This is a genomic window from Mesorhizobium sp. M2A.F.Ca.ET.043.02.1.1 (genome assembly GCF_003952405.1).
Lineage (GTDB): Bacteria > Pseudomonadota > Alphaproteobacteria > Rhizobiales > Rhizobiaceae > Mesorhizobium.
The window spans coordinates 5,849,320-5,866,569 of the sequence record NZ_CP034445.1 but is presented as its reverse complement, the minus strand read 5'-3'; the positions used below and the strand labels follow the sequence as shown (position 1 = coordinate 5,866,569).

At 62.6% G+C, this 17,250-nt stretch carries 20 protein-coding genes and 1 pseudogene; 10 read left to right on the top strand and 11 right to left on the bottom strand.

Going from position 1 to position 17,250, the window contains the following annotated elements; translation table 11 throughout:
- Positions 1–498: 498 nt before the first annotated feature.
- Entirely contained in the window at positions 499–1,041 is a 543-nt protein-coding gene (locus EJ068_RS28050) for a J domain-containing protein (RefSeq protein WP_126083405.1), read from the top strand.
- A 480-nt stretch (positions 1,042–1,521) separates the two neighbouring features.
- Here EJ068_RS28050 and EJ068_RS28045 read toward each other — a convergent pair whose 3' ends face one another.
- Entirely contained in the window at positions 1,522–2,292 is a 771-nt protein-coding gene (locus tag EJ068_RS28045) for a hypothetical protein (protein WP_126083406.1), read from the bottom strand.
- Between the two features lie 366 nt (positions 2,293–2,658).
- Between EJ068_RS28045 and EJ068_RS28040 the strand changes: the two genes are divergently transcribed.
- Complete coding sequence (locus EJ068_RS28040; protein WP_127252105.1) at positions 2,659–2,952, top strand: hypothetical protein; 294 nt, start codon at positions 2,659–2,661, stop codon at positions 2,950–2,952.
- Positions 2,953–3,023: 71 nt separating this feature from the next.
- On the opposite strand, the gene EJ068_RS28035 is transcribed toward EJ068_RS28040, so the two are convergent.
- The 7 genes from EJ068_RS28035 to EJ068_RS28005 all read right to left on the bottom strand — a co-directional run bounded on the left by EJ068_RS28035 (position 3,024) and on the right by EJ068_RS28005 (position 6,936).
- Complete coding sequence (locus tag EJ068_RS28035) at positions 3,024–3,308, bottom strand: hypothetical protein (RefSeq protein WP_127252106.1); 285 nt, start codon at positions 3,306–3,308, stop codon at positions 3,024–3,026.
- Positions 3,309–3,584: 276 nt separating this feature from the next.
- Complete coding sequence (locus tag EJ068_RS28030) at positions 3,585–3,785, bottom strand: hypothetical protein (protein ID WP_127252107.1); 201 nt, start codon at positions 3,783–3,785, stop codon at positions 3,585–3,587.
- Positions 3,786–3,808: 23 nt separating this feature from the next.
- On the bottom strand, positions 3,809–4,240 hold the full coding sequence (locus EJ068_RS28025; protein ID WP_127252108.1) for a TadE/TadG family type IV pilus assembly protein: 432 nt from the start codon (positions 4,238–4,240) through the stop codon (positions 3,809–3,811).
- Positions 4,230–4,673 carry a TadE/TadG family type IV pilus assembly protein gene (locus EJ068_RS28020; protein WP_127252109.1) on the bottom strand — a complete coding sequence of 148 codons (444 nt, stop codon included), beginning with the start codon at positions 4,671–4,673 and terminating at the stop codon, positions 4,230–4,232. The genes EJ068_RS28025 and EJ068_RS28020 overlap by 11 nt, the downstream gene beginning before the upstream one ends.
- 5 nt (positions 4,674–4,678) lie before the next feature.
- On the bottom strand, positions 4,679–5,974 hold the full coding sequence (locus EJ068_RS28015; protein ID WP_245463255.1) for a pilus assembly protein TadG-related protein: 1,296 nt from the start codon (positions 5,972–5,974) through the stop codon (positions 4,679–4,681).
- 130 nt (positions 5,975–6,104) lie between these two features.
- The gene (locus EJ068_RS33925) at positions 6,105–6,434 is read right to left on the bottom strand and encodes a hypothetical protein (protein ID WP_348639303.1); all 330 of its coding nucleotides are present in this window, start codon (positions 6,432–6,434) and stop codon (positions 6,105–6,107) included.
- A 211-nt stretch (positions 6,435–6,645) separates the two neighbouring features.
- Positions 6,646–6,936, bottom strand: a complete 291-nt coding sequence (locus tag EJ068_RS28005; RefSeq protein WP_245463254.1) for a pilus assembly protein TadG-related protein — start codon at positions 6,934–6,936, stop codon at positions 6,646–6,648.
- A 271-nt stretch (positions 6,937–7,207) separates the two neighbouring features.
- Here EJ068_RS28005 and EJ068_RS28000 point away from each other — a divergent pair, with 271 nt between their 5' ends.
- A complete protein-coding gene (locus tag EJ068_RS28000; protein ID WP_127252110.1) occupies positions 7,208–8,425 on the top strand; it encodes a pilus assembly protein TadG-related protein in 1,218 nt (405 codons plus the stop codon).
- A gap of 80 nt (positions 8,426–8,505) precedes the next feature.
- Here the strand turns inward: EJ068_RS28000 and EJ068_RS27995 are convergent, their stop codons facing one another.
- Positions 8,506–8,736, bottom strand: coding sequence for a hypothetical protein (locus EJ068_RS27995; RefSeq protein ID WP_126061553.1), 231 nt, complete (start codon positions 8,734–8,736; stop codon positions 8,506–8,508).
- A gap of 654 nt (positions 8,737–9,390) precedes the next feature.
- On the bottom strand, positions 9,391–9,564 hold the full coding sequence (locus tag EJ068_RS32840; protein ID WP_189342191.1) for a hypothetical protein: 174 nt from the start codon (positions 9,562–9,564) through the stop codon (positions 9,391–9,393).
- 1,204 nt (positions 9,565–10,768) lie between these two features.
- Between EJ068_RS32840 and EJ068_RS27990 the strand changes: the two are divergent.
- Positions 10,769–10,972 (top strand): annotated as a pseudogene (locus EJ068_RS27990) (helix-turn-helix domain-containing protein); the annotation flags it as partial.
- Positions 10,973–10,999: 27 nt separating this feature from the next.
- Here the strand turns inward: EJ068_RS27990 and EJ068_RS27985 are convergent.
- Positions 11,000–11,926, bottom strand: a complete 927-nt coding sequence (locus EJ068_RS27985; protein ID WP_245463253.1) for a LysR family transcriptional regulator — start codon at positions 11,924–11,926, stop codon at positions 11,000–11,002.
- Between the two features lie 106 nt (positions 11,927–12,032).
- Between EJ068_RS27985 and EJ068_RS33005 the strand changes: the two genes are divergently transcribed.
- The 6 genes from EJ068_RS33005 to dinB all read left to right on the top strand — a co-directional run bounded on the left by EJ068_RS33005 (position 12,033) and on the right by dinB (position 17,226).
- A complete protein-coding gene (locus EJ068_RS33005) occupies positions 12,033–12,302 on the top strand; it encodes a hypothetical protein (protein WP_210212026.1) in 270 nt (89 codons plus the stop codon).
- 36 nt (positions 12,303–12,338) lie between these two features.
- Complete coding sequence (locus EJ068_RS27975; protein ID WP_245463252.1) at positions 12,339–13,139, top strand: NAD(P)H-dependent oxidoreductase; 801 nt, start codon at positions 12,339–12,341, stop codon at positions 13,137–13,139.
- 12 nt (positions 13,140–13,151) lie between these two features.
- Entirely contained in the window at positions 13,152–13,304 is a 153-nt protein-coding gene (locus EJ068_RS32835) for a hypothetical protein (protein ID WP_189342242.1), read from the top strand.
- A gap of 499 nt (positions 13,305–13,803) precedes the next feature.
- Positions 13,804–14,943 carry an epoxide hydrolase family protein gene (locus tag EJ068_RS27970; RefSeq protein WP_127386002.1) on the top strand — a complete coding sequence of 380 codons (1,140 nt, stop codon included), beginning with the start codon at positions 13,804–13,806 and terminating at the stop codon, positions 14,941–14,943.
- A gap of 160 nt (positions 14,944–15,103) precedes the next feature.
- On the top strand, positions 15,104–15,664 hold the full coding sequence (locus EJ068_RS27965) for a GNAT family N-acetyltransferase (RefSeq protein WP_127249950.1): 561 nt from the start codon (positions 15,104–15,106) through the stop codon (positions 15,662–15,664).
- A gap of 299 nt (positions 15,665–15,963) precedes the next feature.
- Positions 15,964–17,226 carry a DNA polymerase IV gene (gene dinB, locus EJ068_RS27960; protein WP_127249949.1) on the top strand — a complete coding sequence of 421 codons (1,263 nt, stop codon included), beginning with the start codon at positions 15,964–15,966 and terminating at the stop codon, positions 17,224–17,226.
- Positions 17,227–17,250 lie beyond the last annotated feature (24 nt).

Here is a 17,250-nt window from a genome sequence, read left to right as displayed (position 1 = left end):
AGATCTGACGCGCATGAGCAAAGCCAAAGGATCGCGACGCGCTTTAGGTCGGTGAAGTCGTCGGACGAAAGCCCCGCGAGGCGGCTTCGCGAAAAAATGGCTCGCTTCTTTCGAGGAGAGCCAAAAAGGGAGCCGGGCTTGAGATCGGCTCCCATCCAGGTTACCACCTGAATTTCAGACATGCCTAACGTAGCGGAGTGCGGGATTTATTCCACCGCGATCGCCGATCAGTCCCGCAAGCTTCGAATCCGCACAGCAGAGCAGGCCTTTCGCCGATCGGGCGCCCGCGAACCTGTGCGCCGACCAGGACATCCCTTCCCCGCTGGCAGGCGTGCGAACAGCATGCGCTTCAGCGTCCCGAATCCGCTCGAGTTCGCGCAGTTGCGGCGGGCATTTGCGCCCGTTCGGAACCGGCCCGATGGCGCCTTGCAAGCGCGCGGCATTTGGGCAATGCTCGGATTCGGGGAGTGGTTTCCGTAATTTCGGAAGCACGATTACATGTTCACTGACTACTACGAAGTTCTGGAAATAAGCCCGAACGCCAATTCTGAGACAATCGAGCGGATTTTCCGCTATTTTGCTATGCGCTATCATCCCGATAATCGGGAAACAGGGAATGAATCGCGCTTCAGCGAGATCGTCGAGGCCCACAATACGCTGCGGGATCCAGTCAAGCGGGCCCAGTACGACATCCTCTACCGCGAGCATCTGGGCCTTCGCCACGAACTCACGGATGGCGCGCGCGACGGCGGCGGCATGGACAGGGATGCCGTCATCCAGGCCAATTTGCTGTCGCTTCTCTATGTGCGGCGCCGGCGCGACGTCAACAATCCGGGCATCGGCGACGACGAGCTCGAACGCCTGTCGGGCTGCCCGCGCGAGCACCTCGAATTCCACCTGTGGTACCTCAAGGCGAAGGGCTTCATCGGCAGGACCGAGAACGGGACGTTCGCCATCACGGTCGAGGGCATCGACCACGCCGGGAGCAAACAAGGCCGGGACCGCCCGGACGCCACCCGCCTGCTCGATCACGCCGATTAGAGCGTTTCACCGTTTCAGGGAAAAGGCGAAACGTTGGATCCGTTCGATCGGACAAGGCTGAAGGTTGCGGCGAAACCGCCGGGCCGAGCGTTCACATTTCCCGGAACTGCCCTCGGCCGGACTGCTCCGGCCGGCATCAAAAGCCCGCCGACTGGTGCCTGAACCAGTGGCGGGCTCGATGAAGGAGCAGCTACATCCCGGGGGAATCGACTGTCGTCTCCTGAACTCCCCATATCTGGGCTCGGTTCCGCTGGGGGGAGCGGAGCCCGAACCATGCGCCATGGAGGGGCAAGAACAGGGAGCGCAACGATGACATAGGCGCCGTGCGTCGCCGAAGGCAAGACGACTGAGGTCTGACGCGCCGCCGAAATAGGCCCGGCCTGGCGCGCCGACGGCTTCACGCCGAGGCGGTGCGGACAAAAAAGCCGCCGGGCGAGGCCCGGCGGCGTTTCGTCCACCCTCTGGTCGGTTCGTTTGGACTTACGGCGTCGTCGTCGCTGCGGCGGCCTGGTCGATCTTGTCGGCAAGCACGCCCTTGGCCCAGTCCGTCACTTCCTGGTCGACCGGCTTGTTGGCCATGTCTTGCAGGGCGGCGTCCAACGTCGCGTCGTCCGGGGCGGGTGTATTGGTAACCGCGGTTTGGGCATCCGCGACCGCCTGGGTGTCAGCGGTGATCGCCGCGTTCTGGGCATCGATCTGCGACTGCACATCGGTGATCTGCGCATCGAGAGCCGCCTGCTGTTCGGGCGTGAAGCCCGTCGTGTCAGTCGCGTTGAGATCGGCGAGCTGCTGGGTGAGATCGGCGAGCTTGTTCTGGTCGGTGGTCAGCTGGGCATTAGCAGCGTCGAGCGCAGCCTGCGCGTTCTGAGCTGCCGCTGCCGCTGTCACATAGGCCTGGATGCCAGCGAACTTCTTGCTCTTGGAATTCATATAGGCGTTGATGTTGCGCTGCAGCGAGTTCAGCCGGCCGAGCTTGGCGTGAAGGTTCTTCTCCTTCGGCGTGGCGGCTGTCGTGGTGTCGTCGGTCGCGCTGTCGTCGGTGCCCTTGTTGTGGCCGTGAGCAGAAGCCGACTTGCCGTGCTCTGCGCCGCTCTTGCCGTTGCCACCGGCATTGCCGCCGCCGTTTCCATTGCCGCCATTGCCGCCGTGGCTACCGCCATTGCCGCCGCCATGGCCGTTGCCGGCGAGCGCCGGGGCCGCCGCGAGCGCCAGAATGGCAAGGGATGCCAGAAGTGTCTTACGCAATGTCATTGTACTTCTCCGCAGATGAATCGTTACCGTGGCCCAACCGCTAGGCAGCGTCTTATGAGAATTTCCTAACGGCGTCGGATAAACTTTAGGCAATTGCGGTCGCCAAATGAGAGCATCGCCGTCATTGCCCCGCACTCTTCCAAAAAAATTCCGTTAACTCATTGAAATGACACAGAAATACAAAGGGCCGAGCGCTTTTGGGCCGTTTGGAAAAATGAGGGCCCTTGTCTCGCCGGACCATGGTCCCTAGGGGCGCCATTGGGCACGCGAAAGCCCCGCAGGTCGAGCGCGTTCGGGCGCTCGGAACACTCCTGCCCCGCCGGGATTAAATGACTGAAGGGACGTTACCTGAAAGGACCAATCGTCATGAAACGCATTCTTCTTGCCGCCGCCCTGCTTGCTCTGTCCGGGGGTCTGGCGACAGCGCAGTCGGGCACTTCGTCGGGCACTTCGTCGGGTTCTTCCTCCACGACGACGATGCCCAGCAGCAAGGACACGGATCAGACCAAAACGAACTCGACCAATCCAAACTCGGCGAAGGATTGCGCCCCCGGACAACAGACGACCGGAACCGCGAAGCAGGCAGCCCCTGGACAACAGGACACCAGCGCCAAATCGAACGCTCCCGGGCAGATGAAGACGACAGCGGAAGGCTGCTAGGGCGTTGCAGCGTCTCTTGAAACGGGGGACCGCCCTATCTCCGTTTTAGTGCGGTCGCGGAGGGGACCGTTTCACGCGGCGTCCACGTCGCCGGCGGTGTCCGACGCCTCGGGCGAGGTATCCGACTCCTCACCCGAGCCGGTCGGAGAGAGCACCGTCAGATCCATGCGGGCGATGCGGGACGCGGCTTTTCCTTGCGCGTTCGGCTCGCCCGCATTCGTCTCGGAGACCGAGGCCTTTGCAAGGTGGCCGACGCTTTCCGCGCTCTTGCCCGGGAAGGTTTCCGACGATCCCTGAGGTTTGCTCGAATGATGTACGAGGCCAGCGGAATGCTGGCTTCCGACGGGAGAGGTCATGGCTGCGCTCCTGATAGGACGATGGCAAATCCCTAGCATTCGTGGCTGGCGTCAAGCTTGCGACTTTAGAGATTGCTAAGATGATGCGCCGATCAGCCGGAGTGGATGGGACGGCACGTAGGCCGCCGGCACCACCCGAGGAGACGGGTTTCATGCCCGGTTTGCCCCTGCCCTTCTAGAGCTGTTCACCGTTTCACGGAAACGGCGAACCGCTCTATCTCCTTGTTTTTGCGCAATTCCGAACGGAACACCGCTCGCACTTTTCCTGGAATTGCTCTAGCCGCTGACCAGCGGCACGGTCACGGACGTCGTGTAGTTGATCGGATAATCACTGAAATAGGGGAAGTTGATGACGAAGGCGTAGCTGGCGTTGACATGGGCCATGCGGAAGCCGCCGCTCGCCGGATCGATGGTGATCGTGACGTTCACATTTTGCAGGCCGAGCGCCTTCAGCTTCTGCTTCGCAAAAAGGCACAAATCGGCCGATTCAGTTCCGACTGTTACTGAGGGCAAGCTCCTTGCACGCTGTTGAGCAGCGGCACGTTCACCGTGGTCGCATAGTTGACCGGGTAATCGCTGAAATAGGGGAAGTTGATGACGAACGCGTAGCTGGCGTTGACATGCGCCATGCAGAAGCCGCCGCTCGCCGGATCGGTGGTGATCGTGACGTTGACGTTCTGCAAGCCGAGCGCCTGCAGCTTCTGGGTCGCGATCGCCTGTATGTCGGCCTGGGTCAGCGTGTTGTTGAGCTGCAGCGAGCGGGCGGAGGCCTCCAGCGCATAGCGCACGCTGGACTCGGAGTTCATCGACCAGCCGAAGGCGAAGATGCCGAAGAGCAGCATGATCAGGAAAGGCACAATGAGCGCAAACTCGATCGCGGCGCCGCCAGAGGCGTTGGCGGCAAACGCCTTGGCTCTCTGTTCAGCGGACACGGATCACCTGCTGGTGGCCCATCGCGGTGTCGTGCGGAAAGGGGCCGAAGGCAAAGGGCGGACTCCAGGTGCCCGAGGCCTGGATCTCGACGAAGATCGTGGGCACTTTCGATCCCCCGCACATGGTCGACGCCGACGCCACTACGATCGTCCCGCACTTATAGACGCGATTGACGGTGACCGCCGCGTCCGTAGGCTTTTTCTCCCAACTCGCCAGCGCGGCTGCCCGCGTGCTGCTGTCGTCGCCGGATCCCGCCAGGACCAGGTTTGCCGCCGTCTTCACACCGGCGCGCATCGAAAGCGAGTTGGTGACGTAGGACCAGCCGTCGACGGTGCCCAGCAGGGCGACGCACAGCACCGGCAGCACAAGCGCGAATTCGACCGCGGCGGCGCCGGATCGGTCTCTGCGGAAACGGATCGCCGGTGGCTGCATGGCCGCTACTCGACGAGCACTATGGACGTTGCGGCCGTGATGCCATCCATCCCATAGGCCGTGCAGTCCTGATTGATGGTGGAATTGCCTGACCACTGAACCGTGTCCGCAACGACCTGCGTGCAGCCACCCTTGCCGGAGAAATTGCCGAGATAGTTGACCTGCTGCTTGGGGAAGTAGATGGCGCCGGTCAGCAAGGAGGTCGCGGTACCGTTGAAGGTGCTCTGTGCCCAGACGCCAGTCCTGTCGCCGTAGAACAGCACGCCCGAATAGGTGCCCGAGGTCGGCGCGCTCAGCGTCACTGTGGCGTTGCCGTTCATGCTGACGGTGTTGCTGCCGGACATGAAGATGGTTACGCCGTTGGTGCAAGGGGCGGCGCAGGTGATGACCGCACCCGCGTTGATCTTCAAATTCCCCTGGACGACATAGGTCCCGGAAGAGAGCGCGACATTGCCGTTGAGGTTCATGCCACTGCAATAGGTGCCAGGCTGTAGTGTTTGCGTCGTCTTGCTGGCGTTGACATTCCTGCACGGGTTCGTGACCGCGGGCGCCGGCAGGGAGGAGAAAGGATCGGCGGCCGGCAAGGCCTGTGTGATCTTCGACGCGCATTTCGTGGTCACCGGGTTGTTCAGCACCATGCCGCCGACCGTGATCAGACAGTCGGCCTTCAGGCTCGCCGAGCCCTGTACCTTGATGGCATCACTGGCGGTCGAATCGGACATCACGGAGCAGCCGTTAAGATTGACGGTGGTGCTGCCGGAAAAGAGCGCCGCCTGCGCGGCCGAGTTGTTGAGCGCCAGTATGCAAGCGTAGGAGGCGTCGTTGATCAGGGCCACCGCCCTCGCCCGCTCAGGCACCTTGCTCGATGTGAAGATTGAGGTGAACATCCGGTCCAGTTGCTGGTTGAGGATCACCTCGACCGCCTTCTTGGCCGTGTATGCCCCGGATGTCGGCGGCGTGTGCACGATGATGGTGCCTGTGCCCAGCCCGTTCGAAGTCGCCGATGTCGTGGCGGCCGAGGTGATGGTAGCCGTGTCGGAGCCCCAGGACTTTTCCACTGCGCCGGCATAAGCCGCCGCATCCGCCGTCGACTGCAGCTTCAGGCTCGAATAATACCAGTAGGAGGTCTCAACGCCGAGCCCCGCCCCGCCGACGACGACCGGCAGGGTTAGAGCGAATATGGTCGCGACATTGCCGCCCTTGCCTTCGCAAAAGCGTCGAATGAAGCGCCGGAAAAAAAGATGTCTGAAGAACCGACCTGAAGAGGCCATGGCCGAGCGCGCCCAAGCTATCCCAGCCATCACATCAATCATTGCCGTATGAACGAATGCCTAATTATTTCGGTCGAGTTGAGCCGGTAGGACCGCAGCGGGGCGCCGCCTCCAACTTACGCCGCGCATACTCAGACTTAAGGCCTACCCGCCTTAGGACTTAAGATGTAACCATCGGTAAAACCTTATATTTTAGCACTTTCTGCATTTTAACTTTTTTGGAAATCGCCCGTAGAGACCACACGCATAACACTCTGTGAAATACGACGAGGGCGGGCGCCATGCTTGGACGGTTTTGGGTTTCGAAGCGCGGCAACTTCGCGGTCGCAACGGCGGTTGCCATGGTGCCGCTGATGCTTGGTTTGGCAGCATCCATCGACCTGATCGGCACCAGCGACGACGCCGCCCAGCTGCAGAATTCCCTCGACGCCGCCGGCCTTGCGATGGCACCAAATACCAGCCGGGCATGTCGGCGGGCGACCTGCAGCACTGGGCCAGACCTTCGCGCCAATATGAGCGCCGCCGACGCGCAGGCTGTCGGCAGCCCGCCGCCTCCGCTAGCGGCGATCCGGGCGCCTATTCATTCGGCGTCGTCGAGCATCAGCCGGCCGGCCTTCCTCGCCGCCATGCCGGCCTGGCAGGCGACGCGCACCGCCTCGGTCAAGATCAAGCCCGGCGCGCAGGCCTGCGTGCTGGCGCCATCAGCATGCCGCCGAAGTCGCCGATGTCGTGGCGGCCGAGGTGATGGTAGCCGTGTCGGAGCCCCAGGACTTTTCCACTGCGCCGGCATAAGCCGCCGCATCCGCCGTCGACTGCAGCTTCAGGCTCGAATAATACCAGTAGGAGGTCTCAACGCCGAGCCCCGCCCCGCCGACGACGACCGGCAGGGTTAGAGCGAATATGGTCGCGACATTGCCGCCCTTGCCTTCGCAAAAGCGTCGAATGAAGCGCCGGAAAAAAAGATGTCTGAAGAACCGACCTGAAGAGGCCATGGCGAGCGCCCAGCTATCCCACCATCAATCATTGCCGTATGAACGAATGCCTAATTATTTCGGTCGAGTTGAGCCGGTAGGACCGCAGCGGGGCGCCGCCTCCAACTTACGCCGCGCATACTCAGACTTAAGGCCTACCCGCCTTAGGACTTAAGATGTAACCATCGGTAAAACCTTATATTTTAGCACTTTCTGCATTTTAACTTTTTTGGAAATCGCCCGTAGAGACCACACGCATAACACTCTGTGAAATACGACGAGGGCGGGCGCCATGCTTGGACGGTTTTGGGTTTCGAAGCGCGGCAACTTCGCGGTCGCAACGGCGGTTGCCATGGTGCCGCTGATGCTTGGTTTGGCAGCATCCATCGACCTGATCGGCACCAGCGACGACGCCGCCCAGCTGCAGAATTCCCTCGACGCCGCCGGCCTTGCGATGGGCACCAAATACCAGCCGGGCATGTCGGCGGGCGACCTGCAGCAACTGGGCCAGACCTTCTTCGCGGCCAATATGAGCGCCGCCGACGCGCAGGAGCTGTCGGGCAGCCTCGCCGCCTTCCAAGCCTCCGCTAGCGGCGATCCGGGCGCCTATTTCATTTCGGCGTCGTCGAGCATCAGCCGGCCGGCCTTCCTCGCCGCCATGCCGGCCTGGCAGGCGACGCGCACCGCCTCGGTCAAGATCAAGCCCGGCGCGCAGGCCTGCGTGCTGGCGCTCAATCAGCATGCCGACAACGCGGTCAACCTGCAGGGCTCGACCAATGTGGCGATGGCCGGCTGCGTGATCGCGGCCAATTCGGACGCCGCCGACTCCGTCAACCGCGGCGGCTCGGCGGTCGTCAGCGCAGCTTGCGTCTCGACGGTCGGCGCCACGCAAGGGTTGACGCCGCCCAGCGCCACGCTTTCCTGCGGCACGCCGCATGAGAACCAGTACGCCTCGTTCGATCCGCTGGCCGACGTCGTTCCGCCTGCCTACACGCTCTGCCTGCCGGTGCCCAACGGCAAGACAATAACGCTCTCGCCGGGCACCTATTGCGACAAGACCCTGTCGGGAAAGATCACCCTCAATCCGGGCACCTACATCATGCGCAACGTCGTCATAAAGCCGGGCGGCAACGGCAGCCTGAGCGGCCAGGGCGTGACGATGTTCCTGATGGAGAACTCGCAGCTCTACATCAATGCCAACGAGCAGGTGAACCTCTCGCCGCCCACCAGCGGCCCCTATGCCGGCATCACCATCTACCAGGCGCATGGCAACACACGGGCGCTGACGCTGAACGGCGGATCCGGCTCGCTGGTGAGCGGTTTCATCTACGCTCCGGATGCCGCCATCACCTACACCGGAAATTCGGACATGAGCGCCCAGGGCAGCTGCCTGCGGCTGGTGGGCGACACCGTGGCAATGACGGGAAACTCTGCCGTGAAGTCGAACTGCACGGCCGAACTGGGGAACCGGGAGATGTATGCGGGCCGGATGGTTACCCTGGCGAGGTGAGACGGAAAGCGGCAGCGGCTCGCAAGGCCGCGGTGACCGATCTCCTGATGGAAAATCGATGGCCCGGCCGCCACGCCGAATTACGCGATGATGTCGGCGCCCGGCTGCTCGTCGAAGAGCACCGCGCAGCCGCGCTCCAGCGCAACCTGCGTCAAGGCGGTGGTCGCATCCTCGTCCGACGAGACGAAATCGCCGGTCAGCACGCGCAGTTCCTCGACGGCCCTCGACATAGGCACGACGCGCCCGGCCGAACGGTCGCTCACGCATGCGTCGATGACGCACAGAAGATCGATGAGTTCGAAATGATCCATGGCGGCCTCCGCTGCGGCCATCCCTTCGCCCTGTCAACGGCGTGTGGCGCGGACTGGTTCCCAGGCCGGCTTCATCCCTGCGGCCTTGCCGGCGCGAGCTTGAGGTCGAAGCGGGCCGGCAGGCATGGCTCGATACAGGCCTTGCGCACCGATCCGGTTGTCATGGTGTCGATTGGAAGAGGGACTATCATCCGAGCGTGGCGTGCCGGCCAGAGCGGCCTGCCAAAGAGAAGGAGACGCCGCCGATCATCAGCGCCAGGAGCAGTGCCGCAAACAGGTTCGCGATCATGTTGCCGGGTTGCACGGCCAGCAACTCCAGGAGCGATTGAAGGGAAAGGCGTGCCCGTCATATCGCAGGAATGGCGGGCACGCTTCCGTCGACCGCCGATGAAGGGACTTGTCCGGCGGCTTGCTACCAAATGTATTGATGGCGCTGTTGTTTCTTGAAAATCGGCGACTCGGGCCTCTGCGTTCGGCGGCTGAGACTTCAGTCTGAAAACCGCTTCGGACCGTCGCCCGAGAGCCGGGCAATCGCTTTCGGCTGCCGTTGCCCGGCCATAGAAATCGGCGGAAGGAGAGAAGACATGGCCTGCTGACGCTTCCGCCTTTTGACAGGCCGCTCCAACTGTTGCTCCTTCCAATTCACGGTAGAAATCAGGCCTCGAGGTCCATGGGCTGATGGCCGGGCTGCTGGTGCCAAAGCACCTGGCGATAATCCGTCAATTCGACGACCTGCGTGCAGACCGGGCAGATGTAGCTGTCGCAGCATTGGCGAAGGGCCGGCGACCCGCGGGGACGCGAATAGGCTTTGACGACTTGATCAAGCATGGTTTCCTCCTGGTGGTTGTTGATTATCCCAGCCCAAAGCTTCTTCCCCCTCGCCGGCATGTCGCGCCGCCGCGGCGCTCGGCCAGCGCTGGAACAGGTTCGGCATGATGCTGATTGGGGAACGCACGAGGCCGCGATGATATCGCCTTGATTGTTGCCGAGGGTCGCATCGAATTCTCCCTGTCGGGCGAAAACGGATGGTCCCTCAACCACCGCCGTGCCAGCGCAAAAAGAGCAAAGCACCGGCGACAAGGTTCCGCATTAACTTCGGATAAGGCGCAATGAAATCTTCCCAAAATTCTCCGACCGCCGGGAGCGCCCAGTATATTAGCTGCCACTCATAATAAGGTGTTGAATGAGACGGCGGTCGCCGACGATCGCAACGTCAGGCGCCGCTTCACATGGGAGGGAAACCACGTGTAGCCCGGCAGCCGCACGATCTCGACACGCGTCTTGGCGGGCGCGTGGACCGACTCCTGTGAAGGATACCGTTCTGAAACCAGACCCGTCGCGCGACCCACCGCGCCGCGATGCCGCATGAGGATGCGCCCGCCTTCATGAAGACGCTGAGCGCTCTTCCCTCAACCCTCGGTCGGGACGCGCTCAGGCTCACGGTACTGACCGCTGTGCGTTCGAATGAGACTCGCAAGGCGACCTGGGCCGTGTTCGATCTCGACAAGGCGGGCTGGTCGATACCCGCGGCCAGAATGAAGATGAAGGAGCCCACGTCGTTCCGCTCGCCCCCGCTACGGTCAAGCTGCTGCGCGCGCTGCACCAGCGTCACCTCGCATTACACGGCGAGGTTAAGCCGGAGAGCCTGCTGTTCAGCTTCACAGGTGACAAGCCGTTCAGCGATATGACCATGCTAAAGGTTCTGCGGGACATGAAGGTTGGGAATGCGACCGTTCACGGCTTTCGCAGCACGTTCACCGATTGGGTGGCCGAATGCACCAACGTGCCGAAGGAAGTCGCAGACAAGGCTTTGGCACATCGCATCGCCAACACGGTTGAAGCAGCCTATCGGCGCACCGATTTTTTTGACCGGCGTCGTGTGCTGATGAACGAGGGCCGAGTTTCTCCTGGGCTAAGTGCAGGGCGAACCGCTCGACCTCACTGCCGAGGAGAACGCCACCATTGGGGCGCTAAACGCCGAATATCAGAAGCTCGAGGCCGAATATGTCCGAACTGAACCGGCTGATGCCCGCTCAGCCAGAAGGTCTTGATCCAGCAATTGCGCGAGATGGAGGCGCACGGCATCGTGAGCCGCACGGTGTTCCCGCAGGTGCCGCCAAGAGTGGATTATGAAGCGACGCCGCTGGGCCAAAGCCTGAGGCCAGTTCTACTTGACCTGTGCAAATGGGGCCGCCGCCACGCCGCCGAGCTCGACGAACTCGATAGCCTCGGCGATGGCGGGAAACTGTCGCTGCCCGTTAGTCTAGCCGCGCGGCGCGTCGTCTTCGCCCTCGACCATCAGCTTTCCGATCAATTCGCGAACCCAGCGCTGCCCGGCATGGCCGTGACAACGCTCGTGCCAGATCAAGCCGATATCGAACCGCTCGCTCAGCCAGGGCAGATCGATGATCGTCAGCCTTTCCGATTGGGCACGAAACAGCCGCCTGGGTACGAGCGCGACAAGATCGCTGCTGGAAACAATTTCGGGAATGAACAAGAACGAGCCCGCTGACATGACGACATTGCGCCGATAACCGAGAACCCCCAAGGCGTCGTCAACTGGTGTCTCGAAATTGCCGCCTCGCCGTGAGACGATGATATGTTCCATCCTGACATAGTTCTCGATCGTCAGGCCAGGCTTCAGATCCGGGTGGCTTTGCCTGCCGATGAGGACATATGTTTCCTCGTAAAGATGACATGCACGTAGATGCGGCATCGCGGGATCGGGTGTGGCGATCACCAAATCGATATCGCCGTTCGCCAACTGCTGTTCCATGAGGGCGGGGGACAGGTGCCAAACCGCCACGCGCACGCCTGGTGCTATCCGCCGGAGCGCTAAGACGAGCGGCATCACAACGGCTGCCTGGACATAATCCGAGCAAGCGATCGACACAGCGAGTTGCGCCGTTTCGGGATCGAAGTCCCTGTGGGATTGCAGTGTCGAGCGCACCCGATCCAACGCCTCGCGCAATTGCGGGGCAAGTTCTGTTGCCTTGGCGGTCGGGGTCATTCCGCGCTGGGCGGGAAGAAGCAAGGGATCGTCGAACAAATCCCGCAGCCGCGCGAGTTGCGCACTGACTGCCGGCTGGCTGAGATGCAGCTTCGCCGCCGCCTTGGTGACGTTCCGTTCGGCGAGCAGCACTTCGAGCGTTGCCAGAAGGTTGAGGTCGATGCGGCTGGTATCTACCACCTTTATTCCCGAACAAAATATAATCGATTTCAAATATGGCCGGAAAGCCTCCATCCTGCAAGCATCGACGCGGGAGCTTCACCAATCTCTCCCGCGGGAGGCAAGGATGGTCATCGTCAGTTTTCTTTATCCAATACTGAGCAAGCACGCTTCGATGCTGCCCATTATGTCGAGAAACATGTGCCCTTGGCCCCGGGCCTGCTTGGCGGCGCCGTCAGAGGCATTCATCGATGCCGGCTACACCAAGCGTCAGGCGCTCGAAGTGCTGATAGGGCTTGCCGCCAAGCTCATCTCCAACTTCACCAACGCGCTGGCCCATACCGAGCTTTATGATCGGGTGAAGCCGCTGGCTTGGGTACATCCCAGCGAGCGCTGAAGCGCACCCCCCACTCCACGATAGAGACAGAGAAGCATGATGATGAAGAATATCCTGATTGTATCTGCGCACCCCGAACCAACTTCGCTCACCCGGCAGTTGGTCGATGTTACTGTCGAGACGCTTGGCGCCGCCGGACACGAGATCGTGCAATCCGAACTTTACGGCATGAAGTGGAAAGCAGTGTTCGACGCCGACGACTTTCCCGTCCGCACCAATCCCGACCGGCTGTCGTTCATCATGGAATCCGGCCATGCCTATGCGACCGGCAACCAGACGCCGGATGTTGTCGCCGAACAGGCCAAACTCCTTGCCGCGGACGCGGTCATCCTGCAGTTCCCGCTGTGGTGGTACAGCGTGCCCGCGATCCTGAAGGGCTGGATCGAACGCGTCTATGCCTTTGGTTTCGCTTATGGCTACCAGAACGGCACCAACGAGTTTCGCTTCGGGAACGGCATCCTGAAGGGCAAGCGCGCGCTGGTAAATGTTCAGGCCGGTGGACCTGTGGTGGACTATGGCCCGCGCGGGATCAACGCGCCGATTGAGCAGCTGCTCTTTCCGCTGACCCACGGCGCGCTCTTCTATCCGGGCATGGATGTGCTGCCCACGCACGCTGTCTACAGCGCCGGCCATGTCTCCACCGCCGAAGAGGTCGAGGCGATCAAGGCGGGCTGGCGCGCGCGACTCGCCGGGCTGTTCACGGACGCGCCAATCCCGTTCCGTGCGCAGAACGGAGGCGATTTCCCCGATCGCCACACCATGGCGGATGACGTCGCGCCGGGCCAGACCGGCATCGTCGCGCATGTCGAAAGGGTGGTCGAGACGGTTGACGCGTGAGGCACGACGATCATGAAGCCTTCGCTGATCGCGCTGGCCGCGGGAGCATTTGCCATTGGCGCGACTGAGTTCGTGATCATCGGCCTGGTTCCCGGGATCGGGCGCGATCTCGGGATAACGCTCCCGGCGGCTGGTCTGTCGTTTCCGGCTATGCCCTCGCCGTGACGGCCGGTGCCCCCACGGTCACGGCGTTAGTCGGGCATCTGCCGCGCCGGCCGCTAGCGGTTGGATTGATGCTGCTGTTCGCACCCGGCAATCTCTTGAGCGGCTTCGCGTCCGGCTATGGCGCGATGCTGGCGGGACGCATCATCGTCCCGCTGGGCCTTCCCAATCGGGAAAGCCCTCGCACTGGTATCTCAGTATTGTGGTTTCGACCGTGTAGGCCAGAACAGGAAGGCGGCGGTGAGAGCTGCGGTGATAGCGAAATGGCACGTACTGGCTTCCGACGACCAGCGGCTCGTCCACAGGCTGCGGTCAAAGGCTATGCGTCGCCAGCGCCACGCACCGCGCTTCGGAAACGGAGATCAGAAGGTTCGATTTCAACCTCGGCGACGTACCGAGCAGTATGCCGAGTAGTCTTCGGCTCTCAGAACATCGATCGACAATATCGGATTCGTGGACACCCTCTTCCTGGAACCGCATCCCAGCTTAAGCGGAGAACATCATGATTTCACCCTACACAATAAACGTCCCTGACGAACGGCTCGCCACGATCAGAGCCAAGGTCGAGGCTTATGACTGGAGCCAGCTGCCGGATGCGGGAGGCTGGTCGGCGGGGGTCGGGGTTGATGACCTCAAGCGACTCGCCGCTTATTGGCGGGACAGCTATGACTGGCGTGCGGTCGAACGGCGCCTCAACGCGCTGCCCAACTTCACGGCCGACGTGGAAGGCGAGCACCTCCACTTCGTTCATGTGAAAGGCGACGGCTCCAAGCCGCCCGTCCTGCTTCTCCACGGCTGGCCGGGCTCGTATCTCGAGTTCGAGCGGCTGTTGGAGCCGCTCGCAGCGGACGGGCACGATGTTGTCGTCCCCTCGCTTCCTGGCTTCGCGTTCTCCAACCCGATCACGCGCCCGATCGGCCCGCGGCGGGCTGCTGCGCTCGTGCATGGGCTGATGATTCAACTGTTCGGCGACGCGCGGTATTTCATTCAAGGGGGCGATTGGGGCCACGGCATCGCGGCCTGGGCAGCGCATGATCGCCCGGACGCTCTGCTCGGCATCCATATTAACATGATGACCGTGCGTGCGGAGGACGCCGCTCCGACGACCGGCGAGGAGAAGTCCTTCGCCGCCAAGCGGGCCGCGATTGCCGATCAGGAGAGCGCCTACTTTCACGAGCAGGAAACCCGTCCGCAGACGCTCGGCATCGCGATGGCCGACAGCCCGGTCGGAGCGGCGGGCTGGATACTCGAAAAGTTCGGCAAGTGGGCCGATCTTCCGACAACCGCCAATGGCGACCCCGACATCTGGAGCAAGTTTTCCGAGGAGGAACTCCTCACCAACATCATGCTCTACATCGCGCCGGCATCGTTCGTGACTGCAACCTGGATCTACTACGGCAGCCGGCTTGAGAAGTCGCTAATGCTTCCGGCCGGCACCCGCATCCAGGTGCCGACCGGCGTTGCGGCCTTCCCCGATCCGGTGTTCTTGCCGCCGCCGCGCTCGTTCGCGGAGAAGACCTACAACATCGTGCATTGGACCGACATGCCGCGGGGCGGCCATTTCGCCGCGCTGGAAGAGCCGGAACTGATGCTGGCCGACCTGCGCGCCTTTATCGCGACGGTGTCGGGAGCGCGCTCCTGAAGGTGGAGATATCTCCGAACCAAATTCATCGTAACCGAGGCTTTTACGACGGGCGAACAAGCGAGGTAGGCGTCGATCACGTCGCCGGCTCCTGCTGGTGCGAAGACGGCGTGACCCCAAAACCGGATGCTGGGGCGCCCCAACGGTGATCGCAGCTGCAATGACGAACGTTTCGATAGGAGTAGAAAAATTGCGTTTCATTGATGCCGTGACGGGCGATGCCGCTGCAATAGTGTCAGTCGTGAACCGGGCATACAGGGCCAATGGCGCAGTTGAGGGATGGACCAACGAGCGTGGGTTGCTTGATGGACCGCGCATCGGCGAGGAGGGCGTTCGTGCGCTCATCGCGCGGGGACGCATTCTTCTGCTGCGCCGGTTGACGGATGGCGCGATCTCCGGCTGCATCAACATCGCGATAGACGACGATGGCGCGTGGCATACGTCGATGCTCGCCGTGGCTCCGGACGAGCAGACCGCTGGCATCGGAAAGTTGATCAAGCAGGAGGTCGAGCGACAGGCCGCGGCGGCTGGGGCGCCACGGATGCGAATGGAGGTGATCCGGCAGCGTGAGGCATTGATCGCTTGGCATCGCCGGCGTGGATACGAGCTGACGGGCGAAACTCTAGCATTCCCCTACGACGACCCTTCGGTCGGTCGTCCGCTGCGCCCCGACCTGGAACTTGTTGTTATGGAAAAGCAGTTGAACTCCACCGTTGGCTGAGTGTCAGCCACATTCATGCGCTTGCCGGCTTGTCGCAAACATCAGATCAAATCTCTATTCCCGAAGCTCGGGCGGTCGCAGAGCACCTACAATCCTTCCCGTTCGCACGATTTCCTTCACGGGCGATCGTGCAAGCTGAGCTCTATCGGCGGCTGTGGCTTCAGGTTGTGGAAACTTGCACGCTCAAGCGTGGCGGCTTGACAGCGAGCTTCTTTTGTTCTCTTTATGTTCTATTAATTCCCCTTACAAAAGACGCAGCTAATGCTGCAATGCCACACAAATGGCCACGGGAGCGCGCGATGGCCGCCACGAATAACGCCGCGGCCGCCACCATTCTGCATGCCGATCTCGACGCCTTCTACGCCTCCGTCGAGCAGCTGCTCGATCCCTCGCTGCGCGGCAAGCCGATCGCCGTCGGCGGCGGCGTGGTCCTGGCGGCTTCCTATGAGGCCAAGGTGTTTGGCGTGCGCGGCGGCATGCCCGGCCGCAAGGCGCGCGAGCTCTGCCCGCAGCTCATCTTCGTCGGCGGTCATTTTTCCGAGTACCAGCGCCTCGGCGACGCCGCGATCAAGGTGCTCGACGATTTCACGCCGGTGGTCGAGCGCATCTCGATCGACGAGGCCTTCGCCGACGTCGCCGGCTGCACGCATCTGTTCGGGCCGCCGCAGGAGATCGCGCGGAAAATCCGGGAGCGCGTGAAGGCCGAGCTCGGCCTGCCGATCTCGATCGGCGTGGCGCAGACAAAGCACCTCGCCAAGATCGCCTCGCAGGTGGCCAAGCCCGACGGGCTGGTGGTGGTCGAGCCCGGCACCGAGCTCGCCTTCCTGCATGACCTGCCCGTCACGCTGATGTGGGGTGTCGGCGCGGCGACCAAGGCGAGGCTGGGCGAGATCGGCGTGGAGACCATCGGGCAATTGCCGCGCACCCATAGCGGCGCGTTGGAGCGGCTGATCGGCCACGCCGCCGGCCAGAAGCTCGCCGCGCTCGCCTGGAACCGCGACCCGCGCAAGCTCGAGACGCATCGCCGCGCGCATTCGGCCGGCGCGCAATCGGCGCTTGGCAGGAAGCCGGCGGTGCCGCGCGTCTTCGTGCCGACGCTTCTGCATCTGGCCGACCGCGTGGCGAGCCGCCTGCGCGCCAAGGACCGGCCCGGGCGCACGGTGACGGTGCGGGTGCGCTTCGCCGATCTGCGCGCCGTCACCCGCTCGGTGACGCTGGAGCAGCCGATCCAGGCGACAGTGATGCTGGCCGAGATCGCCGAGGAGCTGGTGCGCGGCGTGCTGGCCGCCAATCCCGGCGAGCGCGACATATCGCTGCTCGCCATCTCCGTCTCGCATCTGGAGGAGCATGCCGAGCTGCAGCTCGAACTGCCGCTTGGCCTGATCGATGAGAAGAGGAAGCCCGGCAGCCGCAAGGGTCTCGCCCGCTTCGGCGCCGACCGCGCCATCGACAAGATCCGCCAGCGCTTCGGCAAGGAAGCCGTCGGCTACGGCACGGTGGCGCTGGAAGGCCCGCGCTCGGTGCCGGATGGATTCAGGGAACTGGCCGAGAAGGAGCTGTGAGGGAGAGTACCTCGCCTCCACGAA

Bases quoted from the DNA above. Each gene is read 5' to 3' on its own strand.
- EJ068_RS28050 (WP_126083405.1), top strand. From the start codon at position 499: ATGTTCACTGACTACTACGAAGTTCTGGAAATAAGCCCGAACGCCAAT.
- EJ068_RS28045 (WP_126083406.1), bottom strand. From the start codon at position 2,292: ATGACATTGCGTAAGACACTTCTGGCATCCCTTGCCATTCTGGCGCTC.
- EJ068_RS28040 (WP_127252105.1), top strand. From the start codon at position 2,659: ATGAAACGCATTCTTCTTGCCGCCGCCCTGCTTGCTCTGTCCGGGGGT.
- EJ068_RS28035 (WP_127252106.1), bottom strand. From the start codon at position 3,308: ATGACCTCTCCCGTCGGAAGCCAGCATTCCGCTGGCCTCGTACATCAT.
- EJ068_RS28020 (WP_127252109.1), bottom strand. From the start codon at position 4,673: ATGCAGCCACCGGCGATCCGTTTCCGCAGAGACCGATCCGGCGCCGCC.
- EJ068_RS28015 (WP_245463255.1), bottom strand. From the start codon at position 5,974: ATGGCTGGGATAGCTTGGGCGCGCTCGGCCATGGCCTCTTCAGGTCGG.
- EJ068_RS28005 (WP_245463254.1), bottom strand. From the start codon at position 6,936: ATGGCCTCTTCAGGTCGGTTCTTCAGACATCTTTTTTTCCGGCGCTTC.
- EJ068_RS28000 (WP_127252110.1), top strand. From the start codon at position 7,208: ATGCTTGGACGGTTTTGGGTTTCGAAGCGCGGCAACTTCGCGGTCGCA.
- EJ068_RS27995 (WP_126061553.1), bottom strand. From the start codon at position 8,736: ATGGATCATTTCGAACTCATCGATCTTCTGTGCGTCATCGACGCATGC.
- EJ068_RS32840 (WP_189342191.1), bottom strand. From the start codon at position 9,564: ATGCTTGATCAAGTCGTCAAAGCCTATTCGCGTCCCCGCGGGTCGCCG.
- EJ068_RS33005 (WP_210212026.1), top strand. From the start codon at position 12,033: ATGGTCATCGTCAGTTTTCTTTATCCAATACTGAGCAAGCACGCTTCG.
- EJ068_RS27975 (WP_245463252.1), top strand. From the start codon at position 12,339: ATGATGATGAAGAATATCCTGATTGTATCTGCGCACCCCGAACCAACT.
- EJ068_RS32835 (WP_189342242.1), top strand. From the start codon at position 13,152: ATGAAGCCTTCGCTGATCGCGCTGGCCGCGGGAGCATTTGCCATTGGC.
- EJ068_RS27970 (WP_127386002.1), top strand. From the start codon at position 13,804: ATGATTTCACCCTACACAATAAACGTCCCTGACGAACGGCTCGCCACG.
- EJ068_RS27965 (WP_127249950.1), top strand. From the start codon at position 15,104: ATGACGAACGTTTCGATAGGAGTAGAAAAATTGCGTTTCATTGATGCC.
- dinB (WP_127249949.1), top strand. From the start codon at position 15,964: ATGGCCGCCACGAATAACGCCGCGGCCGCCACCATTCTGCATGCCGAT.